Genomic DNA, 24,980 nt, shown 5'->3' on the forward strand with positions numbered 1-24,980 from the left:
AAAAAGAATGGGGAACGGGACAGTGCAATCTTTTGAAGGGATCGGGCATAGGCTGCGCGGCGTACTCGAACGTGTCTTTCCGGAACAGCGCGTCTTCCTTCGCTCCGATACCGACACCAAATATATTCGCCTGAGCCCTGCCACTCAGGCCATCGCGTGGTCCGGCAGCGCCGTCTTTGTCGGCTGGGCCATCATCGCCACCGCCATCCTTCTCATGGACAGCATCGGATCGGGCTCGCTGCGCGAGCAGGCGGAGCGCGAGCGCACGCTCTACGAAGAGCGCCTTGCCGACCTGTCCGCCGAGCGCGACCTGCGCGCCGAGGAGGCGCGCGCCGCGCAGGAGCGGTTCAACGCGGCGCTCGCGGAGATCTCCGAGATGCAGTCGGCGCTTCTGGACAGCGAGGATCGGCGCAAGGAGCTGGAGACCGGGATCGACGTGATCCAGACCACCCTGCGCCGCACCATGAAGGAACGCGACGCCGCCCGCGAGGAGGCCGAGGTCGCGCTCGCGCGGCTCGACGGCGTGGTCGCCGAGACCGAGACGAGCCCGGTCGAGGATACCGAGACGACGCTCGATTTCCTGACCGCCGCGCTGCACACCGCCGCAGAAGAGCGCGACACGATGGCGATGATCGCCGCCGAGGCGAAGGCCGCCGCCGAAGAAATGGCATACGAAAAGCGGCTGATGGAAGAGCGCAACGACCGCATCTTCACCCAGCTCGAAGACGCCGTGTCGATCTCGCTGGAGCCGCTGGACGAGATCTTCGCCTCCGCCGGCCTGTCGGCGGATTCGATCATCGAGACCGTGCGCCGCGGCTATTCCGGCCAGGGCGGGCCGACGACGCCGCTGACCTTCTCCACCAAGGGGTCCGAGCCGGACCCGGACTCGCTGCGGGCCAATTCCATCCTGTCGCAGCTCGACAAGATGAACCTCTACCGCATCGCGCTGCAGAAGACGCCGTTCTCGCTGCCGCTGAAATCGTCGTTCCGCTTCACCTCGGGCTTCGGGATGCGCTGGGGGCGGATGCATAACGGCACCGACTTCGCCGCCGGCCACGGCACGCCGATCTATTCCACCGCCGACGGCGTCGTGATCCACGCCGGATGGCAGTCGGGCTACGGCCGTCTCGTGAAGATCCAGCACGAGTTCGGGATCGAGACGCGCTATGCCCATATGAGCAAAATTCGCGTGAAGGTCGGGGATCGGGTATCGCGCGGCGACCGTATCGGTGATATGGGGAACTCGGGTCGATCGACTGGCACTCACCTCCACTACGAAGTGCGGATCGGCGGCAAGCCCGTGAATCCGATGACCTATATCAAGGCAGCGAGAGATGTTTTCTAAGAGCCGAATCAACGAGCCCGGAGCGAAGCCCACCGACGAGCCGGCGGCCAAGCCTGCATCCGAGCCCGCGACGCCCTCCCGCCCCGCGGCCGAGAGCGCGCCCGCGCCGCAGCCCAAGGCGAAACCCCCCGCCTCGACGCTGTCGCAGGACATCACCATCGTCGGCAACATCAAGACGACCGGCGACATCCAGGTCGAAGGCAATGTCGAGGGCGACATCCGCGCCCACCTGCTGACCGTCGGCGAAGGCGCCACGGTGAAGGGCGAGGTCGTGGCCGACGACGTCGTCGTGAACGGCCGGATTGTCGGCCGGGTGCGCGGCCTGAAGGTGCGCCTGACCTCGACCGCCCGCGTCGAGGGCGACATCATCCACAAGACCATCGCGATCGAGAGCGGCGCCCATTTCGAGGGCTCGGTCCAGCGCCGCGACGATCCGTTGGCCAAGGAAGGCGGCGGCGGCAAGAGCGGCGGCGGCAACGCCCGCGCGTCCGGCGCCGCGCCGCAGGGTCAGGGCAAGCCCGCCTCGGCCGACGCGAACGGCTGACCGCGCTCGCAAGGGCCGAAGACCGGAACACCATGCGGGCATCGCGGGAGACTGCGATGCCCGTTTTCGTTTGAGGTCGTCGGAGCCGCGAAGCGCCGTCGGACAGGTCCGACAGGGCCGCCTCCGGGCGCGGCCTGGCTGAGTTCAGGCGGCGCCGTCCGTCCCGCTTCTGAACATCGCCACGTCCAGGGCGACCCCGTTGACGAAGACCGTCGCGTCCCGATCGAGCAGCAGGCGGGTATAGCGGACCGTGCCGTCCGTCCGGGCCGGCGCCACACCGTCCAGCCCCAGCAGGCTGCGCGCCGGCAGGATCAGCCGGCCCCGCCCCAGAAGCCGCGCCACCGGCCCGCCGCCGACCCGCACCCATTGATCCGACGCCAGGATCAGCGCGCCCCGCGGCCGCGCCGGGCCAAGCGCGCCGGGCGCGATGCGCAGCGGCACCAGCGCCGACCGGCGCCTCGGCCCCATCTCCGACAGCGCGCAGGTCTCCACCCAGCGGACCGGCAGCGCGCCCTGCCCGGCGGTCACGAGCAGGTCGCCTTCCCGCAGACCCGCCACCTCGCGCGCGCCCTCGGGCGTCAGGATCGTGGCGCCGGCCTCGAAGCACCCGGCCCGTGGCGGCCGCACCGGGACCGGCCCGGACAGGCGACCCGTGCGCGTCAGACGCTGAGCGAGATTCCAGAGGGGCGAACGCAAGGTGAGATCATCGAGTATCATCGAGGCAGGCCGGCTCCGTTCGTGTGGCGTGGTCCGGCCCTTCTGGCGGGACGGTCAGGCAGAAATGTGAAGAAGGCGGCACGACAAAAAGATTTAAATTTAACAGATGGTTAACACCGGCCTGGCCCCGCGCGGCGCGCTCCGCCAGTCCACGCCCGAACCCGTCGAACGGCAACGCCTTGGCCGGAGGAGGCTTTCCGGGCCGCCCTTGCCCCGCAGCGCAGCGGAAACAGTCTGTTCGCGACTCGGGTCTTGAAATAATCGTGATCGAACGTCGGGATAGAGAGGATTTTCGGTTCGATTTTCAGGGTGTGGGCATGATCAATTTCCTGTTCGGCGTGCGTCGCGGGCGGACGGCGCCGCGACGTCAACTGCACAAGTTTCTCCTGGCGGGTCTCCTTGGCCCATTCATCTCCCTCCCCGCGGCCGCGCTGGAGCTACCCGATCCGCTGACAGAGGCGGACTTCATCGCCGTGGATCGCAAGCAGGCCGAACTCGGACGGCTTCTGTTCTACGACAAGATCCTGTCGGGCAACCGGAACATCTCCTGCGGGACCTGCCATCATCACGACCTGGGTGGCGCGGACGGGCTGTCGCTGGGCATCGGCGAGGGCGGCGAAGGCATCGGGCCCGACCGGACGCCCGGCTATGACGACATGCAGATCCACGCCCGCATCCCGCGCAGCGCGCCGCCGATCTGGAACCTCGGGCACAAGAGCGTGACGATGGTGTTCCACGACGGGCGGCTGTCGGTCTCCGACATCTACGGCAACGGCTTCGACTCGCCCGCCGGGGCGCATCTGCCCAAGGGGCTGAACTCGATCCTCGCCGCGCAGGCGATGTTCCCGATCACCAGTCATGACGAGATGGCCGGCGGCGTGGGCGAGAACGAGATCGCCGACGCGGTCGTGGACGGGCTGCACAAGGGCTGGCCGCTGATCGAGGCGCGGGTCCGCGTCGTGCCGGGATACGGGCGGCTCTTCGCCGAGGCCTTCGCGCATATCGAGACGGCCGAGGACATCACAATCGTCGACATCGCCAACGCCATCGCCGCCTTCGAGGCCAGCGAGTGGCGCAACCACGACAGCGACTTCGACGCCTATCTCGCCGGCGAGCCGGACGCGCTGAACGACCGCGAAACGCGGGGGATGGAGCTGTTCTTCGGCGCCGCCGAATGTTCGAGCTGCCATTCCGGCCCGCTGTTCACCGACCAGTCCTTCCACGCCCTCGCCCTGCCCGAATTCGGCCCCGGCAAGACCAGGGGATGGGATCCGCTGCCGCGCGACATCGGACGGATGCTGAAGACCGACGACCTGAACGACCTTTACAGGTTCCGCACGCCGTCGCTGCGCAACGTGGCGCTGACGGCGCCCTATGGCCACAACGGCGCCATGCCGACGCTGGAGGCGATGATCCGCCACCATGTCGACCCGCTGGGCAGCCTGGACCGCTGGACGCCCGACATGGCCCGCCTGCCCGATGTCCCGTGGCTGCAGGATGCGGACTTCGCGCTGCAGGGCGACAGCGACGAGTTGGCGCGTCTGGCCGCCCGGGTGGACATCGACCTGCCGCCCCTGTCGGAGCGGGACATCTCGGACATCGTGGCCTTCCTCAACTGCCTGACCGGCCGCAGCGCCGAGGCGCGGCCCCTGGGCCGGCCCGACGCGGTGCCGAGCGGTCTGCCCGTGGACTGACGACTGACGCCGCGCCGCGTTTGACTTCGCCGCCGCATGCCGCATCGTGTCCGCCGACACGGCGGATGCGGAGGGGTCATGCACTGGTATGCCGAACTGGACGGGCTTCTGACCCGGCTGTGGGACGAACTGGACCGGGCCACGCGCGACGACAGCGTCGCGGCCCGGCAGCCGACCCTGGCCACGGTCGGGCGCGACGGGCCGGAGGCGCGGACCGTGGTGCTGCGGGACGTGTCGCGGGGCGACGGCACGGTTGCCGTCCACACCGACAACGAGTCCACCAAGTGCGGCGAGATCGCCGCCGATCCGCGCGTCAGCCTGCATGTCTGGGAGCCGCGCCTGCAGCTGCAGACCCGGCTGCGCGGGCGGATGACGGTGGCGACCGGCGCCGCCGTGTCGGGTCTTTGGCGCGCAGTGCCCGACGGCTCGCGCGCCTCCTACGGGGTGACGCCCGCCCCGGGAACGGTCCTGCCGCGGTCCGACGCCTACGACCGTGCCGCGGACCCGGCGCGCTTCGCGGTCCTGACGATGACGGTGGACGAGATCGACGCCGTGCATCTCGGCGACGACTACCACCGCCGCGCGCTCTACGCCCGGGCGGACGGCTGGCGCGGCGCGTGGCTGGCGCCATAGGCCGCATCGCCTTTCCCGCGCATCTGCTCTAGCTGTGGCCGGATGACGGAGCCCCTGCGATGATGCCTGCCGCCCCCCTGCCCCTGACCCGCGAGCTGGTACTGATCGGCGGCGGCCATGCCCATGCGCTGCTTCTGCGGCGCTGGGGGATGCGGCCGTTGCCCGGCGTGCGGGTCACGGTGATCGACCCCAACCCCGAGGCGCCCTATACCGGCATGCTGCCGGGCCATGTGGCCGGCCACTACGCGCGGGCGGAGCTGGAGATCGACCTGGTGAAGCTGGCACGCTTCGCCGGCGCGCGGGTCGTCTTCGGCCGGGCGACGGGGCTGGACCGTGCCGCGCGGGCGGTGCATGTCGCGGGCCGCCCGCCCGTGCGCTACGACGTCGCCTCGATCGACATCGGCATCTCGTCCGATCCGGCGGAGCTGCGCGGATTCGCGCCCCACGGCGCGGCCGCCAAGCCCCTCGGCCCCTATGCCCAGCGCTGGCGCGCCTTCCGCGAGTCCGTCGCCGCCGGCACGCCCCCGGAGGTCGCGGTGATCGGCGGCGGCGTGGGCGGGGTCGAGCTGTCGATGGCCATGGCCCACGCGCTGCGCACCGACGGGCACAGCCCGACGATCACCGTCCTGGACGCCGACCGCGCCCTGCCCGGCCTGGGCGACAAGGCCCGCGCCGCCCTTCTGGCCAACATGACCCGGCTGGGCGTCACCCTGCGCGAGGGCGTGCAGATCGCCGAAGTGACCGAGACGGCCGTGGTGCTGGCGGATGGCGAAACCGTGCCGTCGCACCTCACCGTCGGGGCGGCCGGGGCACGGCCGCAGGGCTGGCTGGCGGAGACCGGGCTGGACCTGACCGACGGTTTCGTGACCGTCGGCCCCACCCTGCAATCGGTCACCGACCCGGCGGTGCTCGCCGCCGGCGACTGCGCCCACCTGTCTCACGCCCCGCGCCCGAAGGCCGGGGTCTACGCGGTGCGCCAGGCGCCCTATCTCTACGACAACCTCTGCACGCTGCTCTCCGGCACGGGACGGCTCCGCCGCTACCGGCCGCAGGCGGACTACCTGAAGCTGATCTCGCTCGGCGACCGGTCGGCGCTGATGGAGAAACGGGGCCTCGTGCTGCAGGGCCGCTGGCTCTGGCGCTGGAAGGACCGGATCGACCGCAAGTTCATGCGCAAGTTCCACGAGCTGCCCGAGATGCCGCCGCCCGCCCTGCCCCGGCGCCATGCCGCCGGAATGGTCGAGGCGCGCGGCGCCAAGCCCGCCTGCGGCGGCTGCGGTGCGAAGGTCGGCGGCGCCACGCTCGGCCGGGTGCTGGCCGCGCTGCCCGGGGCCGGGCGGGACGACGTGCTCACCCGCCCCGGCGACGACGCGGCGGTGCTGGCGCTGGGCGGCGTCCGGCAAGTCGTGACCACCGACCACCTGCGCGCCTTCACCGAGGATCCCTGGACACAAACCCGCATCGCCGCGATCCACGCGATGGGCGACATCTGGGCGATGGGCGCGACCCCGCAGGCGGCGCTGGCCCAGGTGATCCTGCCGCGCCTGGCGCCGGAACTGCAGGAGGCGTGGCTGTCGGAGATCATGTCCGCCGCGGCCGAGGTCTTCGGCGCCGCCGGGGCCGAGATCGTCGGCGGGCATTCCTCGCTGGGCGCCGAACTGACCGTGGGCTTCACGGTGACCGGCCTGTGCCCGCGCGCGCCGATCACGGTCGCCGGCGCCCGCCCCGGCGACGCGCTGATCCTGACGAAGCCGCTGGGCTCCGGCACCATCCTCGCCGCGGAGATGCAGGGCAAGGCGCGCGGCGCCTGGGTCGTGGCGGCGCTGCGGCAGATGGGCATGGCGCAGGACACCGCGGCCGGCCTGCTGGCAAAGGCGCATGCGATGAGCGACGTGACGGGCTTCGGCCTTGCCGGGCACCTGATGGCGATCTGCGAGGCCTCCGGCGTGGCGGCGGAACTCGACCTCGCCGCGGTGCCGGTCATGCCGGGGGCCGAGGAGCTGGCGACGGCCGGCCTCCGCTCGACGCTCTATCCGGACAACCGCGCCGTGGCGGAGCGGATGTCGGTGCCGCTCGGACCACGGGCGGAGCTTCTGTTCGACCCGCAGACGGCGGGCGGGCTGCTGGCGGCCGTGCCCGGCGAGACGGCGGAGCGGCTGCTGTTCCGGCTGCAGGATGCCGGCGTGCCGGCCGCGCGGATCGGCCGCGTGGTCGCGGGGGCGCCGTTCGTCACCGTGCGCTGAGGCCTTTTGGGCTCGGCTGTCACGCCGCGCTGCGAGCGGCCAGGGTCTCGGCGATCCGGTCGGCCGCCACCTCCAGATCCCGGTCGGTCAGGTCCGGGACCGCGATCTCGGCCAGATCGCGGCTCTCCTGGCGGGCGCGCCACTTGGCGTAGCGCGGATCGTAGTGCTGCTGCATGAGCTGATCGGCCAGCGTCACATGCTCCCCCGCCGCGGCGAGCGCCTGCCAGCCCGCGACCGTCTCGCGCCCCTGGAACGGGATCAGCTGATCCAGCGTCGCCGCAAGCGCGTCCGGCTCCGCCGTCAGGTCGGCATAGGCCCGGGCCAGATACCGGGCGCGGGCCTCTAGGGGCGCCGCGATCCGCAGCGCAGGCGCGGCCCGCATCGCCGCCCAGACCGAGGGCGGCACCAGCAGCTCGCCGATCTTCGAGCTTTCCGCCTCCACCAGCACCGGCCGCGCCGGGTCGAGCCGCGCGAAGGCCGCCGCCAGCGCCGACTCGAACGCTTTCTGCGCCGGCTGCGGCGCGGCCACGGCCCCGAAAAGCGAGCCGCGATGCCGCGCCAGCCCTTCCAGGTCCACCACCTGCACGCCCCGCGCGGCCACCCGGTGCAACAGCTCGGTCTTCGCCGTCCCTGTATTGCCATCGAGCAGGATCAGCCGGTGCGGCAGCGCCGTGTCGTGCATCGTCGCCGCCACCAGCCGGCGATAGCTGCGATAGCCGCCCTCCACCGTCTCGGTCCGCCAGCCGATCTGGCTCAGGATCGTCGCGACCGAACCCGACCGCTGGCCGCCGCGCCAGCAATAGACCAGCGGCCGCCAGCCGCCCTCCATCTCCGCCAGCGGCCCCTCCAGATGGGCCGCGACATTGCGCGCTACGATGGCCGCCCCGATCTTGCGCGCGCGGAACGGGCTCTCCTGGGTATAGATCGTGCCGACGCGGGCGCGCTCGGCATTCGACATGGCGGGCAGCGAGATCGCGCCGGGGATGTGATCCTCGGCGTATTCGGCCGGCGACCGCACGTCGATCACCGTATCGAAGCCGTGGTCGAGAAACGAGGCGAGCGTGTCGAAGCGAACGGGCATGGCCTCTCTTCCTACGCCAGATCGGCGCGGGACGGAAGCGGCCGGGCCCCGCCGCGCCGATCAGCCGAAGGCGATCTCCACCTTGCCGAACGCCCCGAAATCCGCCGCGAACCGGCTGCCCGGCGGGGCTTCGACGGGCCGGATGAAGCTGCCGGACAGGACGATCTCCCCCGCCTCGATCCCCTGCCCGTACTGGCCCAGCCGCTCGGCCAGCCAGACGATGCCTTGCACCGGGTCGTTCAGCACCCCGGCGCCGAGGCCGGTCTCCTCCACCACGCCGTCGCGGGACACGATGGCGCCCACCCAGCGCAGATCGACCGCCTCCGGCGCATGCCGCTCGGCGCCCAGCACGATCCCGGCATTGGCCGCATTGTCGGAAATGGTATCGCAAATGCGCCGCGGCTGCCCGCTGGCCGGGTCCTGGCGCAGGATACGGGTGTCGAGGATCTCCAGGCTCGGGGCCACGTAGTCGGTCGCGGCCAGCACGTCCTCCCGCGACACGTCACCCGCGAGCCCCTCCTTCATCATGAAGGCGATCTCCGCCTCGATCCGCGGCGCGATGAACCGCCCGGCCGGCACGGTCGCCCTGGTGTCGAACAGCATGTCGTCGAACAGCACCCCGCTGTCGGGCACGTCGATCTGGAGCGCCGCCTGCATCGCGCGCGAGGTCAGCCCGATCTTCCAGCCGATCGGTTTCGCCCCTTCGGCGGCCTTGCGCGCGCAGAACGCGGCCTGCACGCGGTAGGCGTCGGCCATCTCCATCCCGGGATGCGCGACGGTCAGCAACCCGACCTGCTCGCGTGTCGCCTCCGCCTCGTAAAGCGCGTCCCCGGCTGCGGAAATCTCTTCGGGAGTCATTCGTCCGCCACCCCGTTCACCAGCGTTCCGATACCGTCGACCGTCACCTCGATCTCGTCGCCCGGCGTCAGGAAGATCGGCGGGTCGAACCGCGCCCCGGCCCCCGTCGGCGTCCCGGTCACGATGATGTCGCCCGGCACCAGCGTCGTGAAGGTCGAGATATAGGCGATCTGCCGCGGGATCGGGAACAGCATCCGGCTCGTCCGGTCCTGCTGGCGGATATCTCCGTTCACACGGGTGGTTATCTCCACGTCTTCAAGCTGCGCCCTGTCGCTGAACGGCACCAGCCAGGGCCCGATCGCCCCGGAACGGTCCCAGTTCTTGCCCTGCGTCACGTTGAACTTCGCATGCCGCACCCAGTCGCGGATCGTGCCCTCGTTGCACAGCGTCAGCGCCGCGATGTGGTCGTAGGCCTCCGCCTCCGGAATGCGCCGCCCGCCCTTGCCGATCACGACGGCGATCTCGCCCTCGTAATCCAGCTTCTCCGATTCCGGCGGCCGGATCAGCGGCTGCCCGTGCCCGGTGAACGACCGCGGAAACCGCGGGAACAGCGACATGTTCGGCGGCGCCTCCTGCCCGTCCTTGTATTCGGCATTGCGGTCGGGAAAGTTCACGCCGACGCAAAGGATCTTCTCCGGGTCGGGCACCGGTATCTCATAGGCGAAGTCGCCCTGCCGATGCGTCACGGCCAGATCCGTCGCCGCCGCCTCCAGCGCCGCGAACCCGTCCGCGGCCACCACGTCGCGCAGGCTCGGCCAGCCCGGAAAATCCCGGCTCAGCGCGATGAAACCATCCTCCATCACGGCGCCGTAGAGCCGCTCTCCCCCCGCGTTCACGGTCGCAAATCTCATGCCGTCCCCTGCTTCTTCTCGTTCAAAATACGCCTCTCCGGCCGCGTCACGGCGCGACGATCGGCTGGGCTTTCATCAGCGACGGCCGCGGCTCGGCGCCCTGGAACAGGCTGCCTTCCTCGAACCACGACCGCGGCGCCGGGGCGCCCCAGAGCGTCTGGCGCTGGGGATCCTTCAGATCCCACTTGATCGGCTCCAGATCCGGATCGACGGTCTGGTAGTCCGAGCAGTAGATCTCGATCCGGTGCCCGTCCGGGTCGAGGATGTACAAGAAAAAGGCGTTCGAAATGCCGTGCCGCCCCGGTCCGCGTTCGATATTCGAAACCCAGCCGGTCGTGGCCATCAGGTCCAGAAGATCGATGATGTTCAGCGGCGTCGGCACCCAGAAGGCCGTGTGGTGCAGCCGCGGCCCGGTGCCGTTGGTGAACGCCATGTCGTGGACGCCGCCCTTGCGGTGCATCCAGGCGGCCCAGAAATGCCCGGTCTCCTCGTCCTCGGTATATTCGGTGACGCGGAAGCCCAGCTCGTTGTAGAACGCCACGCTCTCGTCGACATTCGGCGAGAAGCAGTTGAAATGGTCGATCCGCAAGGGCTTTACACCGCGATACAGGCCGTATTGCTGGTGGATCGGCGGGAGCCGGTCCATCTTCACGTAGAATTCCAGCGGAATGCCATGCGGGTCGCGGGTGCGGAACGTCTTCGACTGGTAGGGCCGCTCGACCCATTCCACCGGCAGACCCTTGCCGCGGAAGAACGCCTCCGCCTTGTCCAGGCTGTCCTCGTCGAACAGCTTGAAGCCCAGTTCGCGGGCCTCGGCGCGGTCGCCCTTGCGCAGGATGATGCAATGGTGGCCGCGCTCTTCCATGGCACGCAGGTAGATCGCGTCGGAGTCCTCGTCGGTCACCTGCAGTCCCAGCGTGTCGACATAGAACGCGCGGGACTTCGCAAGATCCGTCACGATCAGTTCCACATGGCTCAGGCGCACGATGTTGAACGGCGGATAGAGGTTCGGGGCGGGTACGGGCATGTCGGTCTCCTTATGGCGCGCCGTCCGCCGCCCGACGCCGTTTCCTTTCAAAGGAAACGGGCCGGATTATTCGCAATAATCCGGCAACGGGCGACGGATGCGGCACGGTCTTCATGGTTCACTGAACCGGCAGGATCACGTTGGTCTGGCCGGTGCCGGAGGACGGGAAATAGTCGGTGACGACCTCGCCCTTGCCGGTATAGGCGTCCCAGCCCAGCGCGCCCAGCATCATGACGGTGTCGTGCATCGACCCTTCGCCGCAGCAGAAATCGGCGTATTCGGGCAGCATCTTCAGGAAGGTGTCCCACTCGCCGCGCTTCCACAGCTCCAGCACGTGCAGGTCGACCTGCCGGTTGAACTCCTTCGAGATGGTGAAGGTGCCGTTATTGGCGGCGTATTCGTCGTTCGGCCAGATCCGGTGCGACAACGAGCCGGACGCCACCAGCAGCACCTTCGAGTCGCTCGCCTCCACCGCCTCGCGGATCGCCTCGCCCAGCTTGCGGGACGCCTCGTGGGAATGCACCGTACACCAGGCGGCGATCGACACGACCTTCATCTCGTGCTCGCGGGACATGAAGCGCATCGGCACCAGCGTGCCGTATTCCAGCTCCAGCGAACCGAGCTGATGCGACAGGGTGTAGACGTCCTTGTCGCGCGCCTTGGCCGCGATGGCATCGCCCAGCGCCGGATTGCCCTCGTAGCGATAGGGCAGGTTCTGGATGAACTGCGGGAACTCGTTCGAGGTGAACAGCCCCTCGAAGTGATCGTTGGCGTTGATGTGATAGCCGGCATTCACCACCCAGTGGGTGTCGCAGATCACCACCGTGTCGGCGCCCAGCGCCTTGGCCCGCCGCGCGATCTCCAGGTGGCCGTCGATGGCCGCCTGGCGCGTGCCCTGCACCGGCCCCTCCTGTTCCGACATGATCATCGTCGGCACGTGCGTCATCTTGGCCGCAAGTACGATTTCGCCCATCTCTCTCTCCTCCTCCTGCGTCCGTGGGCCCTGTCAGGCCCCGAGGCGCGCGATGCCGTGTTGCCCCGTCGCAAAGCCGATATGCTTCTGCTCCATGTAGAACTCGAAGCTCCAGTCCCCGCCGTCGCGGCCGATGCCGCTTGCTTTCATGCCGCCGAAGGGGGTGGGCAGGTGGCGGACATTCTCGGAGTTCACCCAGATCATCCCCGCCTCCAGCTTGTCGGTGAAGCGCAGCGCGCGGGTCAGGTCGCTGGTCCAGACATAGCCCGTCAGCCCGTAGTCGACGCCGTTGGCGATCTCCAGCGCTTCCGCCTCGGTGTCGAACTCGATGACCGTCAGGACCGGGCCGAAGATCTCTTCCTGCGCCACGCGCATTCCCGGTTTCGCATCGGTGAACAGCGTCGGCTTCACGTAACAGCCGGCCTCGCCGGTGCGCTCGCCGCCCGCGGCGATCGTGGCGCCGTCTGCGCGCGCGATGTCGAAATAGGACGTGACCTTGTCGAGATGCTCCTTGTGGATCAGCGGGCCGATCTCGGTGGCCGGGTCCAGCGGGTGGCCGACCTTGATCCGGTTGACGCGCTCCACCAGCTTCGCCTTGAACGCCTCGGCTACCGAGGACTGCACCAGCAGCCGCGACGAGGACGTGCAGCGCTCGCCGTTCAGCGAGTAGATCATGAAAATCGCCGCATCCAGCGCGCGGTCGAGATCGGCGTCGTCGAACACCACGACGGGGTTCTTGCCGCCCAACTCGAAATGCACCCGCTTCAGCGTGTCGGCGCCCTGTTTCATGATCATCGAGCCGGTCTTCGACTCGCCGACAAAGGCGATGGCCTTGATGTCGGGATGCTCGGTCAGCGTCTTTCCGGCATCCTCGCCGAAGCCGTTCACCAGGTTCCAGACGCCCGGGGGCAGACCCGCGTCATGTGCGATACCTGCAAGAATCCGGGCCGTGACCGGCGAAAACTCGGCCGGCTTGTGCACAATCGTGCAACCAGCGGCGAGCGCCGGGGCGATCTTCCAGGTCGACAGCATGAACGGCGTGTTCCACGGCGTGATGACACCGACCGGCCCGATCGGCACCCGGGTCGTGACATTCATCAGCGTCGACGACGGCAGCATCTGCCCGTCCCGCGCCGCCGGCGCCCGGTCGGCGAAGAACCGGAAATTCTCCGCCCCCCGCAGCGCCGCCTTCGACATGAAGCGCAGCGCCTGGCCGGTGTCCCAGCATTCGCAGAACGCGATTTCCTCGGCCCGCGACTCGATGCCGTCGGCGATCCGGTGCAGCACCTTCTTGCGCTCGGCCAGCGGGAAATCCCGCCATTCGGCGAAGGCGTCCTTCGCCGCGCGTGCCGCTGCGTCGATGTCCTCGGCACCGCCCTTCGCGACCGAACAGATCACGCTGTCGTCCACGGGCGAGACGTTGTCGAAGGTCGCGCCCGACCGGGCGGGCACCGCCTGCCCGGCGATCAGGTTGGTGACGCCCTCGTCGCGAAACCGTTGCAGGTGGTCTTGCAGCTTGGCGAGATTCGCTTGCAGCTCAGCCATTTGTCTTCCTCTCGATATGGTCGCGTACGGTGTTCAGCTTCGGCGCCAGCTCGGCATCGATGTTGCGCATCTCCAGCGACAGCATCACCGGCCGGGATGCGAGCAGCGCCGAAAGGTGCTCCCGCGCCGCGGCAAAGATCGCCTCTGTCGCCGCCTGGCGCTTATCCAGCGGGCGCCCTTCGCGCAGACGCACGGAGATGTCGACGAAGCCGTTCCCGGGGTCGCCGTCGGCGATCGAGTAGACGTCCGCGCGATAGGCCCGCACCCGCACGCCGGTCAGCGGGAATATCTCCTGCGCCGCGGCCGTGCGGCGCAGAACGTCGCACAGGCCCGGCAGATCGGCCTCCGGCTCCAGGTTCCCGGAATACTCGACAATGATATGCGGCACTGGACTCTCCTCCCGCCTTCACTTAACGTGTTAAGCATAAGCACATTCCTTGTCAAGCGGATTTGCTTGACAACCGCCCGTCCATGGCATCGACTGTCACAAAAAGTGACCCAAGGTAAAGTCGCGCATGAACAAGCCCTCCCCGAAACGGCAGATCCCGCAGCGCCGCGCGACGGCGCGTTCGCTGCCGATCGCGCTTCTGCGCGCCCGCGAGAGGGTGATGCAACCGATCCGGGCGATGCTGGCCGAGGCCAATGTCACCGAGGCGCAATGGCGCGTCCTGCGGGTCCTGGAAGAGATCGGGCCCACCGATGCGACCGAGATCGCGCATGAGGCGTGCCTGCTGATGCCCAGCCTGACGCGCATCCTGCAAGGGCTTGAGGAGAAAGGCCTAACCGCGCGCTCCGCCCATCCCAGCGACGGGCGCAAGCAGCTGGTCACGATCACCCTGGAGGGCGAGGCGCTGATCGCACGACATATCGAGGAATCGAACCGGATCTACGGCGAACTGGAAGCCGCGTTCGGCGAGGACCGTGTCGAAGTGCTGCTCGACCTGTTGAACGAGCTCGCGCGGCTGGAACGCTAGCGAAACGTGCGCCGCCGCCGCACAGGGCGGCCCGCGGCAGACCGCGCCGCCCCGCTCGGGGCAACGCCAGATTGTCGCAGGCAGGCCGACGTTGGATGCCGGGTCAGGCGTCGCCCGCCTCGGCCATGTAGCGCGCGAAGACCCAGCCGGTCTTGTCCGATTCGGGCACGCGGACCGGCACCCAGCCGTTCTTCTCCGCACCGATCACCTCGGCCAGCGCGCCCTGGGCGAGACCCGCGACGACGGGATGTCCGCTGGACGGCCCGGCGCGCATGTTCAGGATCGACGCAGTGACCTTGAGCATGTCCCGGTCGGAGATCGGTGCGGGCGTCTCGGTCTCGGTCTCGGTCTCGACGCTGGCGGTGGCCTCGGGCTTCGGCGCCGGGGACTCGGCGGCCGCGGTGTCCTCTGGGCGCCGCTCCGAGGAGACCGCGCCGGCATCGTCCGCCAGCACGGCCAGGATGATCGGATCGCTGCCGCTTTCGTCGAGCGACAGCTCGCCCACCGCATCGCCGGCGGGGTCGAGCGGTTCGGAATAGGCGTCGTTCGCTTGGCCCAACGGAACGCCGTCGCGCTCGGGCGTCGGCGCAGTCGCGTTTGCGGCGGCCTCCGGGGCCGTGGGGGCCGCGGTCTGGTCCGGGGCGCCGCGCGGCGCGGCGGCCGGGGCCGAAAAGGCGGTCAGCATGCCCGACAGCCCGACCGCGCCGGTTTCGGCCATGGCGACCTCGGGGCCCGTCTCCGGCGCCGGTTCGCCATCGAAGACCCGGGTCAGACGGCCGAAGGGCGCGGCGCGGACCAGATGCAGCACGAGGCCCGGCGCCGGCAGCGGCCCGAGGGGCGCGGCGTGTGTCGTCCCGGGGCCGGGCGCTGTGTGTTCCGTCCCGGGGCCGGGCGCGGCGCGTGTCATGCCGGGGCCGGCCGCGACATCCGTCTGCACGGCCGAGGCGTCCGGCACCGCGGCCGCCGAAGGAGTCTCGGGCCTTACCGAAAGCGCGGCGGTCTCGACGGGGGCCTCCGGGCGCTCCGCGGACCCGTCCGGCATGGTCGCCATCGGCAGCGTCGCCGAACCGCCGATCAGAATTGCAAACAGAAGCAGATAGCGCATACCGCCCTCCATATCCCGCTGGTCCCGGGACCAGAATACGCCCAAAGATGGTCAAAGCTTGGCGGCGGGGCGCCGGTTTCGTGCCCCACGGCGCGCCTCGCGGTCAGAACCGCTCCCCGGCCGTCCCGAAGGCCGGCGCTAGGCGGGCCTGAACAAATCCTCGGCCCGCAGCTGCTCGAAGGTCTCGTCGATGGCGCGCCAGGCCCGATCGACCATCGTGTCGATCTCCTCGGGCGTGATCACCAGCGGCGGGCAGACGATCATCCGGTCGCCGACATGCCGCATCACGACCCCGTTGGCAAAGCACCGCTCGCGACAACGCTGGCCGACCGTCCCCTTGGGCGAGGCGAAGGCGGCGCGCCTCTCCTTGTCGGGGGTCAGCGCCACGCCCGCCAGCATCCCGAAGCTCTGCACGTCGCCCACCATCGGATGCTCGCCCAGCCTGGCCCAGGCGCGCGCCAGATGCGGCGCGGCGACCTCGCGGACGTGGCGCAGCACCTCTTCCTCCTCGATGATCCGCAGGTTCTCCAGCGCGACGGCGGCGGCGACCGGGTGGCCGGAATAGGTGTAGCCGTGGAAGAACTCGCCATGCGCGTTCAGCACCTCGGCCACGGTGTCGCGCACGATCGAGCCGCCGACGGGCTGATAGCCCGAGGTCACGCCCTTGGCGATGGTCATGATGTCGGGGCGGATGTTCATCGCCTGGCTGCCGAACCATTCGCCGGTGCGGCCGAAGCCGCAGATCACCTCGTCGGCGATCAGCAGGATCTCGTGCTCGTCGCAGATGCGCTGGATCTCGGGCCAGTAGGTCTCGGGCGGGATGATCACCCCGCCCGCGCCCTGGATCGGCTCGGCGATGAAGGCGGCGACCTTGTCCTCGCCCAGCTCCTCGATAGTCTGCTCCAGCTGGCGCGCGCGGGCGAGGCCGAATTCGGCCGGGTCCATGTCGCCCCCCTCGCCCCACCAGTAGGGCTGGTCGATATGCACGATACCCGGGATCGGCAGCCCGCCCTGCGCGTGCATCGGCTGCATCCCGCCCAGGCTGGCGCCGCCCATGGTCGAGCCGTGATAGGCGTTCTTGCGCGAGACGATCACCTGCTTGTCGGGCTTGCCCATCGCCGCCCAGTAGTGCCGCACCAGCCGGATGTTGGTGTCGTTCGCCTCGGACCCGGAAGAGGCGAAGAAGGCGTGATCCATCCCCTCGGGCGCGATCTCGGCCAGCCGGGCGGCCAGCGCGATGACCGGCACGTGGGTCGTCTGGAAGAAGGTGTTGTAATAGGGCAGCTCGCGCATCTGACGCGCCGCGACCTCGGCCAGCTCGGTGCGGCCATAGCCGATATTCACGCACCACAGGCCCGACATGGCGTCGAGAATCTCGTTGCCGTCGCTGTCGGTCAGGTACACGCCCCGCGCCCGCGTGATGATCCGCACGCCCTTTTCCTTCAGCTCGGCGCCGTGCGTGAACGGGTGCAGGTGATGCGCCGCATCCAGCGCGCGCAGGTCCTCGGTGGGCATGTGATTGGTGATCTGCAGCATCGGGCGGCTCCGGCAAGGGGTGATGCGCCGCAGAGTATGCCCATCCGCGACACCGTCAATACGCCCCCCGGCGTCAGCGCGCCCGGCGGGGCGGCGCCCGAACCGAAGGCGCTTTGCCGAGGAGTTGCGCAGCGCAGGCCGGCGTTGCCGCCTGTTGCGCGACTCCCATTGCGGGGCTGCCCGTTATCCGCTCAAATGCCCGCCAAGAGAGCAACGACTCTCCGCATGATCAACAGGGGACTGACACCATGAAGACCACCCTCGCCACGCTGGCCGCCGCGACGCTGGCCGCCGCTTCTGCCGGTGCAGAAGAAGTGCATGTCTACAACTGGTCCGACTATATCGACGAGGACCTGCTGACCAAGTTCGAGGAGGAGACCGGGATCGAGCTGATCTACGACGTCTTCGACTCCAACGAGGTGCTGGAGACCAAGATGCTCGCCGGCGGCTCCGGCTATGACGTCGTGGTGCCCACCGGCACCTTCCTGCAGCGCCAGATCGCCGCCGGCGCGTTCCAGCCGCTGGATTATGACAAGCTGCCCAATGCCGAGCATCTCTGGGACGTGATCCGCGACCGGACCGAGAAATACGACCCCGGCCACGAGTATTCCATCAACTACATGTGGGGCACCACGGGCATCGGCGCCGACGTGAACGAGGTGACGGAAATCCTGGGCGAGGACGCGCCGGTCGGCTCGCTCGACCTGATCTTCGACCCGGCGAACATGGAGCAGCTGCAGGAATGCGGCGTCCACTTCCTCGACGCCCCGACCGAGATGTTCCCGGCCGCGCTGACCTATCTGGGTCTCGATCCGGATTCCAAGGATCCCGACGAGCTGGAACAGGCCGCCGAGGTGCTGGAGGCCGTGCGCCCCTATGTCCAGAAATTCCACTCCTCCGAGTACATCAACGCGCTCGCCAACGGCGACATCTGCGTGGCCTTCGGCTGGTCCGGCGACATCCTGCAGGCGCGCGACCGCGCCGCCGAGGCGGATAACGACGTCGAGATCGTCTACAACCCGCCGAAGGAAGGCGCGCTGATGTGGTTCGACCAGATGGCGATCCCGGCCGACGCGCCGAACCCGGACGCGGCGCACGAATTCCTGAACTTCATCATGGACCCGCAGAACATGGCGCAGGCGTCGAACTACGTCTATTACGCCAACGGCAACCTCGCGTCGCAGGAATACCTCAACGAGGACGTGATCGGCGACACCGCGATCTATCCCGACCAGGCGACGCTCGACAATCTCTACACCGTCACGCCCTACCCGCCGCGCGTGCAGCGCACCGTCACGCGCCTCTGGACCCGCGTGAAGTCGGGCACCTGAGCTTGACCGCACGCATGCGGCACGGCCCGTCCCGGCTCCGACGCCGGGACGGCGCGCAAGGGAGCGCACCGGCATGAGCCCGCAGACCGTCTTCGCGCCCTGGGACGACCCGCACGAAAAGCCGCTGATCCAGTTCCGCAACGTCACCAAGCGGTTCGGCGACTTCACCGCCGTCGACAATATCGAGCTGGACATCTTCGAGCGCGAGTTCTTCGCCCTGCTGGGCCCCTCCGGCTGCGGCAAGACCACGCTGATGCGGATGCTCGCGGGGTTCGAGACGCCGACCGAGGGCACGATCCTGCTCGACGGCAAGGACATCGCCCCGATCCCGCCCAACCGGCGGGCGACCAACATGATGTTCCAGTCCTATGCGCTGTTCCCGCACCTCACCGTGCGCGACAACATCGCCTTCGGGCTGAAGCGCGAGCGCCGCCCCAAGCCCGAGATCGACGCCCGCGTCGACGAGATGCTGCGCCTCGTGCAGCTGCAGAAATTCGCCACCCGCAAGCCGCACCAGATCTCCGGCGGCCAGCGCCAGCGCGTCGCCCTCGCCCGCTGCCTCGCCAAGGCGCCCAAGCTCCTGCTGCTCGACGAGCCGCTCGGTGCGCTCGACAAGAAGCTGCGCGAGGAGACCCAGTTCGAGCTGATGGACATCCAGGAGAAGACCGGCACCACCTTCGTCATCGTCACCCACGACCAGGAAGAGGCGATGACCGTGGCCAGCCGCGTCGCGGTGATGGACCACGGCAAGCTGGTCCAGGTCGCCACGCCCGACGTGATCTACGAGCTACCAAGCTCCACCTACGTGGCCGATTTCATCGGCGACGTGAACATCCTCGAAGGCCGGATCACCGGGCAGGACGACGACCGGGTCGAGATCGCCTGGGCCGAGGATCAGCCGTCGATTCACGCCAAGGCCCGCGTCGCGCTCGCCCCCGGCTCCACCGCCTATTTCGCGATCCGGCCCGAGAAGATCGCCATTTCCGCCACCCGCCCCGAGACGGCGCCGAACGCGGTGACCGGCAAGGTGCTGGACATCGCCTATCTCGGCAACATCTCCACCTATCACGTGGAACTGCCGGGCGGGCAGGTCATCAAGGCGCAGTCCACCAACACCGACCGCATGGCCGCCCGCGAATTCACCTGGGACGACACCGTCTGGCTCGGCTGGAGCGATGCCGCCGGCGTCGTGCTGGAGCGCTGAGGATGCGCCGCTTCGTCGTCGTCGCCGTGCCGTACCTGTGGCTGCTGGCGCTGTTCCTGATCCCCTTCGTGATCGTCCTGAAGATCTCGCTGTCGGACCCCGCCATCGCGATCCCGCCCTATGCCCCCACGCTCGACCTCTCCGAGGGCTGGCAGGGGCTGAAGGACTTCTTCGCCGGGCTGGATTTCGAGAACTTCGCCTTCCTGACGACCGACGATCTCTACTGGAAGGCCTACCTCTCCAGCCTGCGCATCGCCTTCGTCGCCACGCTCTTCACCCTGCTCGTCGGCTTCCCCATCGCCTATGGCATGGCGCGGGCCGAGGAGCGCTGGCGCCCGATGCTCCTGATGCTGGTGATCCTGCCGTTCTGGACCTCGTTCCTGATCCGCGTCTATTCGTGGATGGGCATCCTCAGCTCCGAGGGCTACCTGAACCAGGTCCTGCTGGCACTCGGCGTCGTGGCCGAGCCGCTGACGATCCTGAACACCAACGCGGCGGTCTATGTCGGGATCGTCTATACCTACCTGCCGTTCATGATCCTGCCGATCTACGCGACGCTGGAAAAGCTCGACATGTCGCTCCTGGAGGCGGCGGAAGACCTCGGCTGCTCGCGCCTGTCGGCCTTCTGGCTGGTGACGATCCCGCTGTCGGTGCCCGGCATCGTCGCCGGCTGCTTTCTGGTCTTCATCCCGACCATCGGCGAGTTCGTGATCCCCTCGCTGCTGGGCGGGTCCGAGACGCTGATGATCGGCAAGGTGCTGTGGGAAGAGTTCTTCTCGAACCGCGACTGGCCGGTGGCCTCGGCGGTCGCGGTGATCCTCCTGCTGATCCTGATCGTCCCGATCATCCTGTTCCAGCGCAACGAGCAGAAACAGCGGGAGGCCGAGGGATGACCGCGCGCGGATTAGTCCCGATAGTCCGGAACGGATCATTGCCAATGATCCGGCCCGTTTTCTTTGCAAGAAAACGGGGACGGGCATGAGACGCTTCTCCTGGATCAACGCGACGTCGCTGACGCTGGGCTTCGCCTTTCTCTACCTGCCGATGCTGATCCTCGTGGTCTACAGCTTCAACGCCTCCCAGCTCGTCACCGTCTGGGCCGGCTTCTCGACCCGCTGGTACGGCGAACTGATCCGCAACGAGGCGTTCCTCGACGCCGCCTGGGTCACGCTCAAGGTCGCCGTCGTCTCCTCCACCATCGCGACCGTGCTGGGCACCATGGCGGCCTACACGCTGGTCCGCGCCGGGCGCTTCCTGGGCCGCACCCTGTTCTCCGGCATGATCTACGCGCCGCTCGTCATGCCCGAGGTGATCACCGGCCTGTCGCTGCTGCTTCTCTTCATCGGCATCGGGCTGGACCGCGGCATCCTGACCATCGTGCTGGCGCATACCACCTTCTCGATGTGCTACGTCTCGGTCGTGGTCTCGTCGCGGCTCGACAGCTTCGACCGCTCGCTGGAGGAAGCCGCGCTCGACCTCGGCTGCACCCCGTTCGAGGCCTTCCGTCTGGTCACGCTTCCGATCATCGCGCCCGCCGTGATATCCGGCTGGCTTCTCGCCTTCACCCTGTCGCTCGACGACCTGGTGATCGCTTCCTTCGTCACCGGCCCCTCGGCCACCACGTTGCCCATGAAGATCTGGTCCTCCGTCCGTCTCGGCGTCTCGCCCGAGATCAACGCCCTCTCCACCATCCTGATCGCCATCGTGACGGTCGGGGTGATCACCGCGTCGCTCGTCTCGAAACGCGCCATCGCGGCACGGCAGCGCGACGAACGCGCCGCGGCGGCCGCTGCATGAAGGGTTTTCTCGACGAGTTCGCCGCCTACGAGGCCCGGCACGGCACGCCCGACCGGCTGGAACTGCTGCTGCCCGACATCAACGCCATCCATCGCGGCAAATGGCTGCCGGGCACGGACGCGAAGAAGCTGGCCGATGGCGGCGTGCGCCTGCCGCTGTCGACCTATGCCCCCAACATCATGGGCGAGGAGATCGCCGAGACCGGGCTGGGCATGGCCGTCGGCGACCCCGACGCCGTCATGGTGCCGGTTGAGGGCACGCTGAAACCCGTCCCCTGGGCCGAGGGCCACGTGGCCCAGGTGCAATGCGAGATGACCGAGGACGGCGAGATCGTCAGCCCGCTGTCGGCCCGCGACAAGCTGTCGGCGATGCTCGCCCGGTTCGCCGACCGCGGCCTGACCCCGGTCATCGCGACCGAGCTGGAGTTCTACATCTTCTGCCCCCGCGAGACCCCCGACGAGCCGCCCAGCCCGCCGCCCCACGCGCCGGATGCGCAGAACTACGAGCTGAACGTCCTCGACCGCACGCAGGACATCCTGACCGAGATCCAGCAGGCCAGCGCCGCCCAGGGCCTCGCCACCGACTCGCTGATCGCCGAATACGGCCCCGGCCAGTACGAGATCAACTTCCACCACACCGACGACGCGCTGGAGGCGGCCGATACCGCCGTCCTGTTCCGCCGGCTGGTGCGCGGGGTGGTGGCGCGGCACGGGATGGAGGCCAGTTTCATGGCCAAGCCCTATGCCGAGCATCCGGGCAACGGGATGCACGTGCATGTCTCCGTGACCGGCGGCGACGGCAACATCTTCGCCGGCGACGGCGAGGCGATATCGGACACGCTGGGCCATGCCGTGGCGGGCGTGCTGGCGACGATGTCCGACGCGCAGGCCGTCCTCGCGCCGCATCTGAACTCGTTCCGCCGCTTCGCGCCCGGCTCCTTCTCGCCCAACCGGCCCGACTGGGGCCTCGACCACCGCGGCGCCGCGGTGCGCCTGCCCGACATCGCGGGCGCCGCGGCCCGGCTGGAACACCGGATCGGCGGGGCGGACTGCAACCCCTACCTGGCGATCACCGCGATCCTCGGCGGGGTGCTCCACGGGCTCGACGCGACGCCCGAACTGCCGCTGCCGATCGACGACCCCTCGGCCCCGGCGCCGCAGCCGCTCGCCCATGACTGGCGCACCGCCGTCGACGCCTTCGCCGCGTCCGATTTCATCGCGGAGGTCTTCGGCGACCGCTTCCGCCACATCTTCGCGACGCTGAAATACGACGAGATCGCCAAGCTGACTTCCGAGATCACCCCGGTCGAATACCGGATCTACCTGGGGCGGCTCTAGCCCGGCAAGCGTGACCCGCGCGCCCCCGCCCGGCGCCAACCTCCCGGAATTAAGACAAAATTAACGAAGTTCCACAAGCCTGCGAGCAATATCTCGAAAGGCTTTGCCGTGGAGAAGCCCGCGCACCTGAACAGCATCGAAGCGACCGGCGACGCGCCGCCGTTCCGGTCCACGCGGACATCGCGGCCACGGCTGGGGCAGGTGCTCGTCTCCTCCGGCGCGCTGTCGCCCGGCGACCGGCGTGCCGCGCTGGACCGGCAGTCCAAGGTGGACGCCCGGTTCGGCAACATCCTCCTGGCCCGGCGGCTGATCTCGCGCCCGGCGCTCTTCGCCGCCATCGCGCGGCAATACGGCGCCGTGCTGGCCGATTTCACCGCCCACCCGCCGGAGCCGGACCTGGTCGCCGCGCTCGGCGTCGACCGCTGCCTGGCGCTGGGGCTGATCCCCTGGCGCCGGGAGAAGGGCGCCGTCGCCGTGGCCAGCAGCCGGCCCGAGGAATTCGACCGCCACCGCCCGATGCTGGAGGCGCTGCTCGGCCCGGTCGTTCTGGCCGTGGCGGGCGAGGTCGAACTGCACCACGCCATCGCCGCGCAGCAGCCCGGCCAGCTGATCCGCCGCGCCGAGACCCGGGTGCCCACCGCCGAAAGCTGCCGCGACATGGCCTTTTCGCTGGCCCAGGCCCGTCCTGCCGGCATCGCCGTCGTCCTGATCGCCGCGATCCTCGTCTGCTTCAATCCGGCCCCGACCATGCGCGGGCTGACCCTCTGGGCCGTCGCCGCGCTCGTGGCCAGCGCCGCGCTGAAATGCGCCGCCTTCGTCGCCCATCTGCGCGGCGGCCCGCCCGCGCCCGCCCCCCCCGACCCTGGCGCGCCTGCCGCGGGTGTCGGTCCTGGTGCCGCTGTTCCGCGAACGCGAGATCGCCGCACGGCTGGTCACCCGGCTGGACCGGATCGACTATCCCCGGGAACTCCTCGAAATCTGCCTCGTGGTCGAGGCCGACGACGACGTCACCCGCGCCGCGCTCGACGCGGTCGACCTGTCGCCGCACATGCGCCCCATCGTGGTGCCGGAGGGCACGCTGAAGACCAAGCCGCGGGCGCTGAACTACGCGCTGGATTTCTGCCGCGGCACGCTGATCGGCATCTACGACGCCGAGGATGCGCCCGCCCCCGACCAGATCACCCGTATCGTCGAGCGCTTTCACAGCCGCGGCCCGGAGCTCGCCTGCGTCCAGGCGGTGCTGGATTTCTACAACAGCCGGTCGAACTGGATCGCCCGCTGCTTCGCCGTGGAATACGCCGCCTGGTTCCGCGTGATCCTGCCCGGGGTCGCGCGGTTGGGCCTGGTCACGCCGCTGGGCGGCACCTCGCTGTTCTTCCGCCGCACGGTGCTGGAGGAGCTGGGCGGCTGGGACGCGCATAACGTGACCGAGGACGCGGATCTCGGCATCCGCCTGGCGCGGCACGGCTACCGGACCGAGTTCATCGGCTCGGTCACGGCGGAAGAGGCCAACTGCCGCATCTGGCCCTGGGTCAAGCAGCGGTCGCGCTGGCTCAAGGGCTACATGGTGACCTGGCTCGTCCATATGCGCCGGCCGGTACGGCTCTTCCGCCAGCTCGGCGCGTGGCGCTTTCTGGGGGTGCAACTGCTGTTTCTCGGCACGATCTCGCAGTTTCTGCTGGCGCCGTTGCTGTGGCTGTTCTGGCTGGTGCCCTTCGGCTATGCCCATCCCTTCGCCCCGGCGCTCGGGCCGGCCGAGCTGGTGCCGCTGGTCTCGGTCTTCCTGACCTCCGAGGCGATCAGCCTGGCCGTCGGCCTCTACGCCGTGCGCGGGCCCGAGCATCGCCACCTCGCGCCCTGGGTTCTCACGATGCAGTTCTATTTCCCGCTCGCCACGCTCGCGGCCTATCGCGGGCTCTGGGAACTGGTGACCTGCCCGTTCTACTGGGACAAGACGGAGCATGGCCTCTACGACGGCGCGGCGGAGGAGGCGCCCGCCGTTTCTCAGAGCGACGACACGGGGTCGCCGCGCGAAGACACGGCGCCGGCCGACAGCGCGCGTGTCGTTCCAGTGCCGTCACGCGCCGCGCTCTAACAGGCTGCTGAAAAACTCTGCCTCGACAGGGGTTTGAGAACGTGATTCACCCTTTGCACGGCATGCTGGGGGTGATGATGCGCGGGACGG

At 69.1% G+C, this 24,980-nt stretch carries 23 protein-coding genes; 12 read left to right on the forward strand and 11 right to left on the reverse strand.

What is annotated here, in order from left to right; translation table 11 throughout:
* Window positions 1-7: 7 nt before the first annotated feature.
* Both P1J78_RS11745 and P1J78_RS11750 read left to right on the forward strand, forming a co-directional pair.
* Entirely contained in the window at window positions 8-1,345 is a 1,338-nt protein-coding gene (locus tag P1J78_RS11745) for a M23 family metallopeptidase (RefSeq protein ID WP_275567550.1), read from the forward strand.
* Window positions 1,335-1,889 carry a bactofilin family protein gene (locus P1J78_RS11750; RefSeq protein WP_275567551.1) on the forward strand — a complete coding sequence of 185 codons (555 nt, stop codon included), beginning with the start codon at window positions 1,335-1,337 and terminating at the stop codon, window positions 1,887-1,889. Before P1J78_RS11745 ends, P1J78_RS11750 begins: the two co-directional genes overlap by 11 nt.
* A gap of 144 nt (window positions 1,890-2,033) precedes the next feature.
* On the opposite strand, the gene P1J78_RS11755 is transcribed toward P1J78_RS11750, so the two are convergent.
* Window positions 2,034-2,516, reverse strand: a complete 483-nt coding sequence (locus P1J78_RS11755) for a Hint domain-containing protein (protein WP_275567552.1) — start codon at window positions 2,514-2,516, stop codon at window positions 2,034-2,036.
* A gap of 407 nt (window positions 2,517-2,923) precedes the next feature.
* On the opposite strand from P1J78_RS11755, the gene P1J78_RS11760 reads away from it, so the two are divergent.
* From P1J78_RS11760 to P1J78_RS11770, 3 genes are all read left to right on the forward strand, one after another.
* On the forward strand, window positions 2,924-4,300 hold the full coding sequence (locus P1J78_RS11760; RefSeq protein ID WP_275567553.1) for a cytochrome-c peroxidase: 1,377 nt from the start codon (window positions 2,924-2,926) through the stop codon (window positions 4,298-4,300).
* A 78-nt stretch (window positions 4,301-4,378) separates the two neighbouring features.
* Window positions 4,379-4,933 carry a pyridoxamine 5'-phosphate oxidase family protein gene (locus P1J78_RS11765; RefSeq protein WP_275567554.1) on the forward strand — a complete coding sequence of 185 codons (555 nt, stop codon included), beginning with the start codon at window positions 4,379-4,381 and terminating at the stop codon, window positions 4,931-4,933.
* A gap of 62 nt (window positions 4,934-4,995) precedes the next feature.
* Entirely contained in the window at window positions 4,996-7,176 is a 2,181-nt protein-coding gene (locus P1J78_RS11770) for a slr1591 family oxidoreductase (protein WP_275567555.1), read from the forward strand.
* A gap of 19 nt (window positions 7,177-7,195) precedes the next feature.
* Here P1J78_RS11770 and mnmH read toward each other — a convergent pair whose 3' ends face one another.
* The 7 genes from mnmH to P1J78_RS11805 form a co-directional block, all read right to left on the reverse strand.
* On the reverse strand, window positions 7,196-8,257 hold the full coding sequence (gene mnmH / locus P1J78_RS11775; RefSeq protein ID WP_275567556.1) for a tRNA 2-selenouridine(34) synthase MnmH: 1,062 nt from the start codon (window positions 8,255-8,257) through the stop codon (window positions 7,196-7,198).
* A gap of 60 nt (window positions 8,258-8,317) precedes the next feature.
* Window positions 8,318-9,115: a 2-oxo-hept-4-ene-1,7-dioate hydratase gene (gene hpaH, locus P1J78_RS11780; RefSeq protein ID WP_275567557.1), complete on the reverse strand. Its 798-nt coding sequence runs from the start codon at window positions 9,113-9,115 to the stop codon at window positions 8,318-8,320.
* On the reverse strand, window positions 9,112-9,966 hold the full coding sequence (locus P1J78_RS11785; protein WP_275567558.1) for a fumarylacetoacetate hydrolase family protein: 855 nt from the start codon (window positions 9,964-9,966) through the stop codon (window positions 9,112-9,114). Before P1J78_RS11785 ends, hpaH begins: the two co-directional genes overlap by 4 nt.
* 46 nt (window positions 9,967-10,012) lie before the next feature.
* Complete coding sequence (gene hpaD, locus P1J78_RS11790) at window positions 10,013-10,993, reverse strand: 3,4-dihydroxyphenylacetate 2,3-dioxygenase (RefSeq protein ID WP_275567559.1); 981 nt, start codon at window positions 10,991-10,993, stop codon at window positions 10,013-10,015.
* A gap of 118 nt (window positions 10,994-11,111) precedes the next feature.
* A complete protein-coding gene (hpaD, locus tag P1J78_RS11795) occupies window positions 11,112-11,966 on the reverse strand; it encodes a 3,4-dihydroxyphenylacetate 2,3-dioxygenase (RefSeq protein WP_275567560.1) in 855 nt (284 codons plus the stop codon).
* Between the two features lie 33 nt (window positions 11,967-11,999).
* Window positions 12,000-13,511, reverse strand: a complete 1,512-nt coding sequence (hpaE, locus tag P1J78_RS11800; RefSeq protein WP_275567561.1) for a 5-carboxymethyl-2-hydroxymuconate semialdehyde dehydrogenase — start codon at window positions 13,509-13,511, stop codon at window positions 12,000-12,002.
* Entirely contained in the window at window positions 13,504-13,899 is a 396-nt protein-coding gene (locus P1J78_RS11805; RefSeq protein WP_275567562.1) for a 5-carboxymethyl-2-hydroxymuconate isomerase, read from the reverse strand. Before P1J78_RS11805 ends, hpaE begins: the two co-directional genes overlap by 8 nt.
* Before the next feature lie 127 nt (window positions 13,900-14,026).
* Here P1J78_RS11805 and hpaR point away from each other — a divergent pair, with 127 nt between their 5' ends.
* Entirely contained in the window at window positions 14,027-14,485 is a 459-nt protein-coding gene (gene hpaR, locus P1J78_RS11810; protein WP_275567563.1) for a homoprotocatechuate degradation operon regulator HpaR, read from the forward strand.
* 103 nt (window positions 14,486-14,588) lie between these two features.
* Here hpaR and P1J78_RS11815 read toward each other — a convergent pair whose 3' ends face one another.
* Window positions 14,589-15,590 (reverse strand): SH3 domain-containing protein, encoded by a 1,002-nt coding sequence (locus P1J78_RS11815; protein ID WP_275567564.1) that lies wholly within the window; start codon window positions 15,588-15,590, stop codon window positions 14,589-14,591.
* A gap of 138 nt (window positions 15,591-15,728) precedes the next feature.
* Entirely contained in the window at window positions 15,729-17,126 is a 1,398-nt protein-coding gene (locus P1J78_RS11820) for an aspartate aminotransferase family protein (protein ID WP_275567565.1), read from the reverse strand.
* Between the two features lie 248 nt (window positions 17,127-17,374).
* On the opposite strand from P1J78_RS11820, the gene P1J78_RS11825 reads away from it, so the two are divergent.
* The 5 genes from P1J78_RS11825 to P1J78_RS11845 all read left to right on the forward strand — a co-directional run bounded on the left by P1J78_RS11825 (window position 17,375) and on the right by P1J78_RS11845 (window position 22,795).
* Window positions 17,375-18,457: a polyamine ABC transporter substrate-binding protein gene (locus tag P1J78_RS11825; protein WP_275567566.1), complete on the forward strand. Its 1,083-nt coding sequence runs from the start codon at window positions 17,375-17,377 to the stop codon at window positions 18,455-18,457.
* Between the two features lie 73 nt (window positions 18,458-18,530).
* On the forward strand, window positions 18,531-19,661 hold the full coding sequence (locus P1J78_RS11830) for an ABC transporter ATP-binding protein (protein ID WP_275567567.1): 1,131 nt from the start codon (window positions 18,531-18,533) through the stop codon (window positions 19,659-19,661).
* 2 nt (window positions 19,662-19,663) lie between these two features.
* Window positions 19,664-20,554 carry an ABC transporter permease subunit gene (locus P1J78_RS11835; RefSeq protein WP_275567568.1) on the forward strand — a complete coding sequence of 297 codons (891 nt, stop codon included), beginning with the start codon at window positions 19,664-19,666 and terminating at the stop codon, window positions 20,552-20,554.
* 85 nt (window positions 20,555-20,639) lie between these two features.
* Entirely contained in the window at window positions 20,640-21,458 is an 819-nt protein-coding gene (locus P1J78_RS11840; protein WP_275567569.1) for an ABC transporter permease, read from the forward strand.
* On the forward strand, window positions 21,455-22,795 hold the full coding sequence (locus P1J78_RS11845) for a glutamine synthetase family protein (protein ID WP_275567570.1): 1,341 nt from the start codon (window positions 21,455-21,457) through the stop codon (window positions 22,793-22,795). Before P1J78_RS11840 ends, P1J78_RS11845 begins: the two co-directional genes overlap by 4 nt.
* Before the next feature lie 60 nt (window positions 22,796-22,855).
* On the opposite strand, the gene P1J78_RS11850 is transcribed toward P1J78_RS11845, so the two are convergent.
* A complete protein-coding gene (locus tag P1J78_RS11850) occupies window positions 22,856-23,620 on the reverse strand; it encodes a hypothetical protein (RefSeq protein ID WP_275567571.1) in 765 nt (254 codons plus the stop codon).
* Between the two features lie 67 nt (window positions 23,621-23,687).
* On the opposite strand from P1J78_RS11850, the gene P1J78_RS11855 reads away from it, so the two are divergent.
* Window positions 23,688-24,890: a glycosyltransferase family 2 protein gene (locus P1J78_RS11855; RefSeq protein WP_374213257.1), complete on the forward strand. Its 1,203-nt coding sequence runs from the start codon at window positions 23,688-23,690 to the stop codon at window positions 24,888-24,890.
* Window positions 24,891-24,980 lie beyond the last annotated feature (90 nt).

It is taken from the genome of Psychromarinibacter sediminicola (assembly GCF_029168335.1).
Lineage (GTDB): Bacteria > Pseudomonadota > Alphaproteobacteria > Rhodobacterales > Rhodobacteraceae > Psychromarinibacter > Psychromarinibacter sediminicola.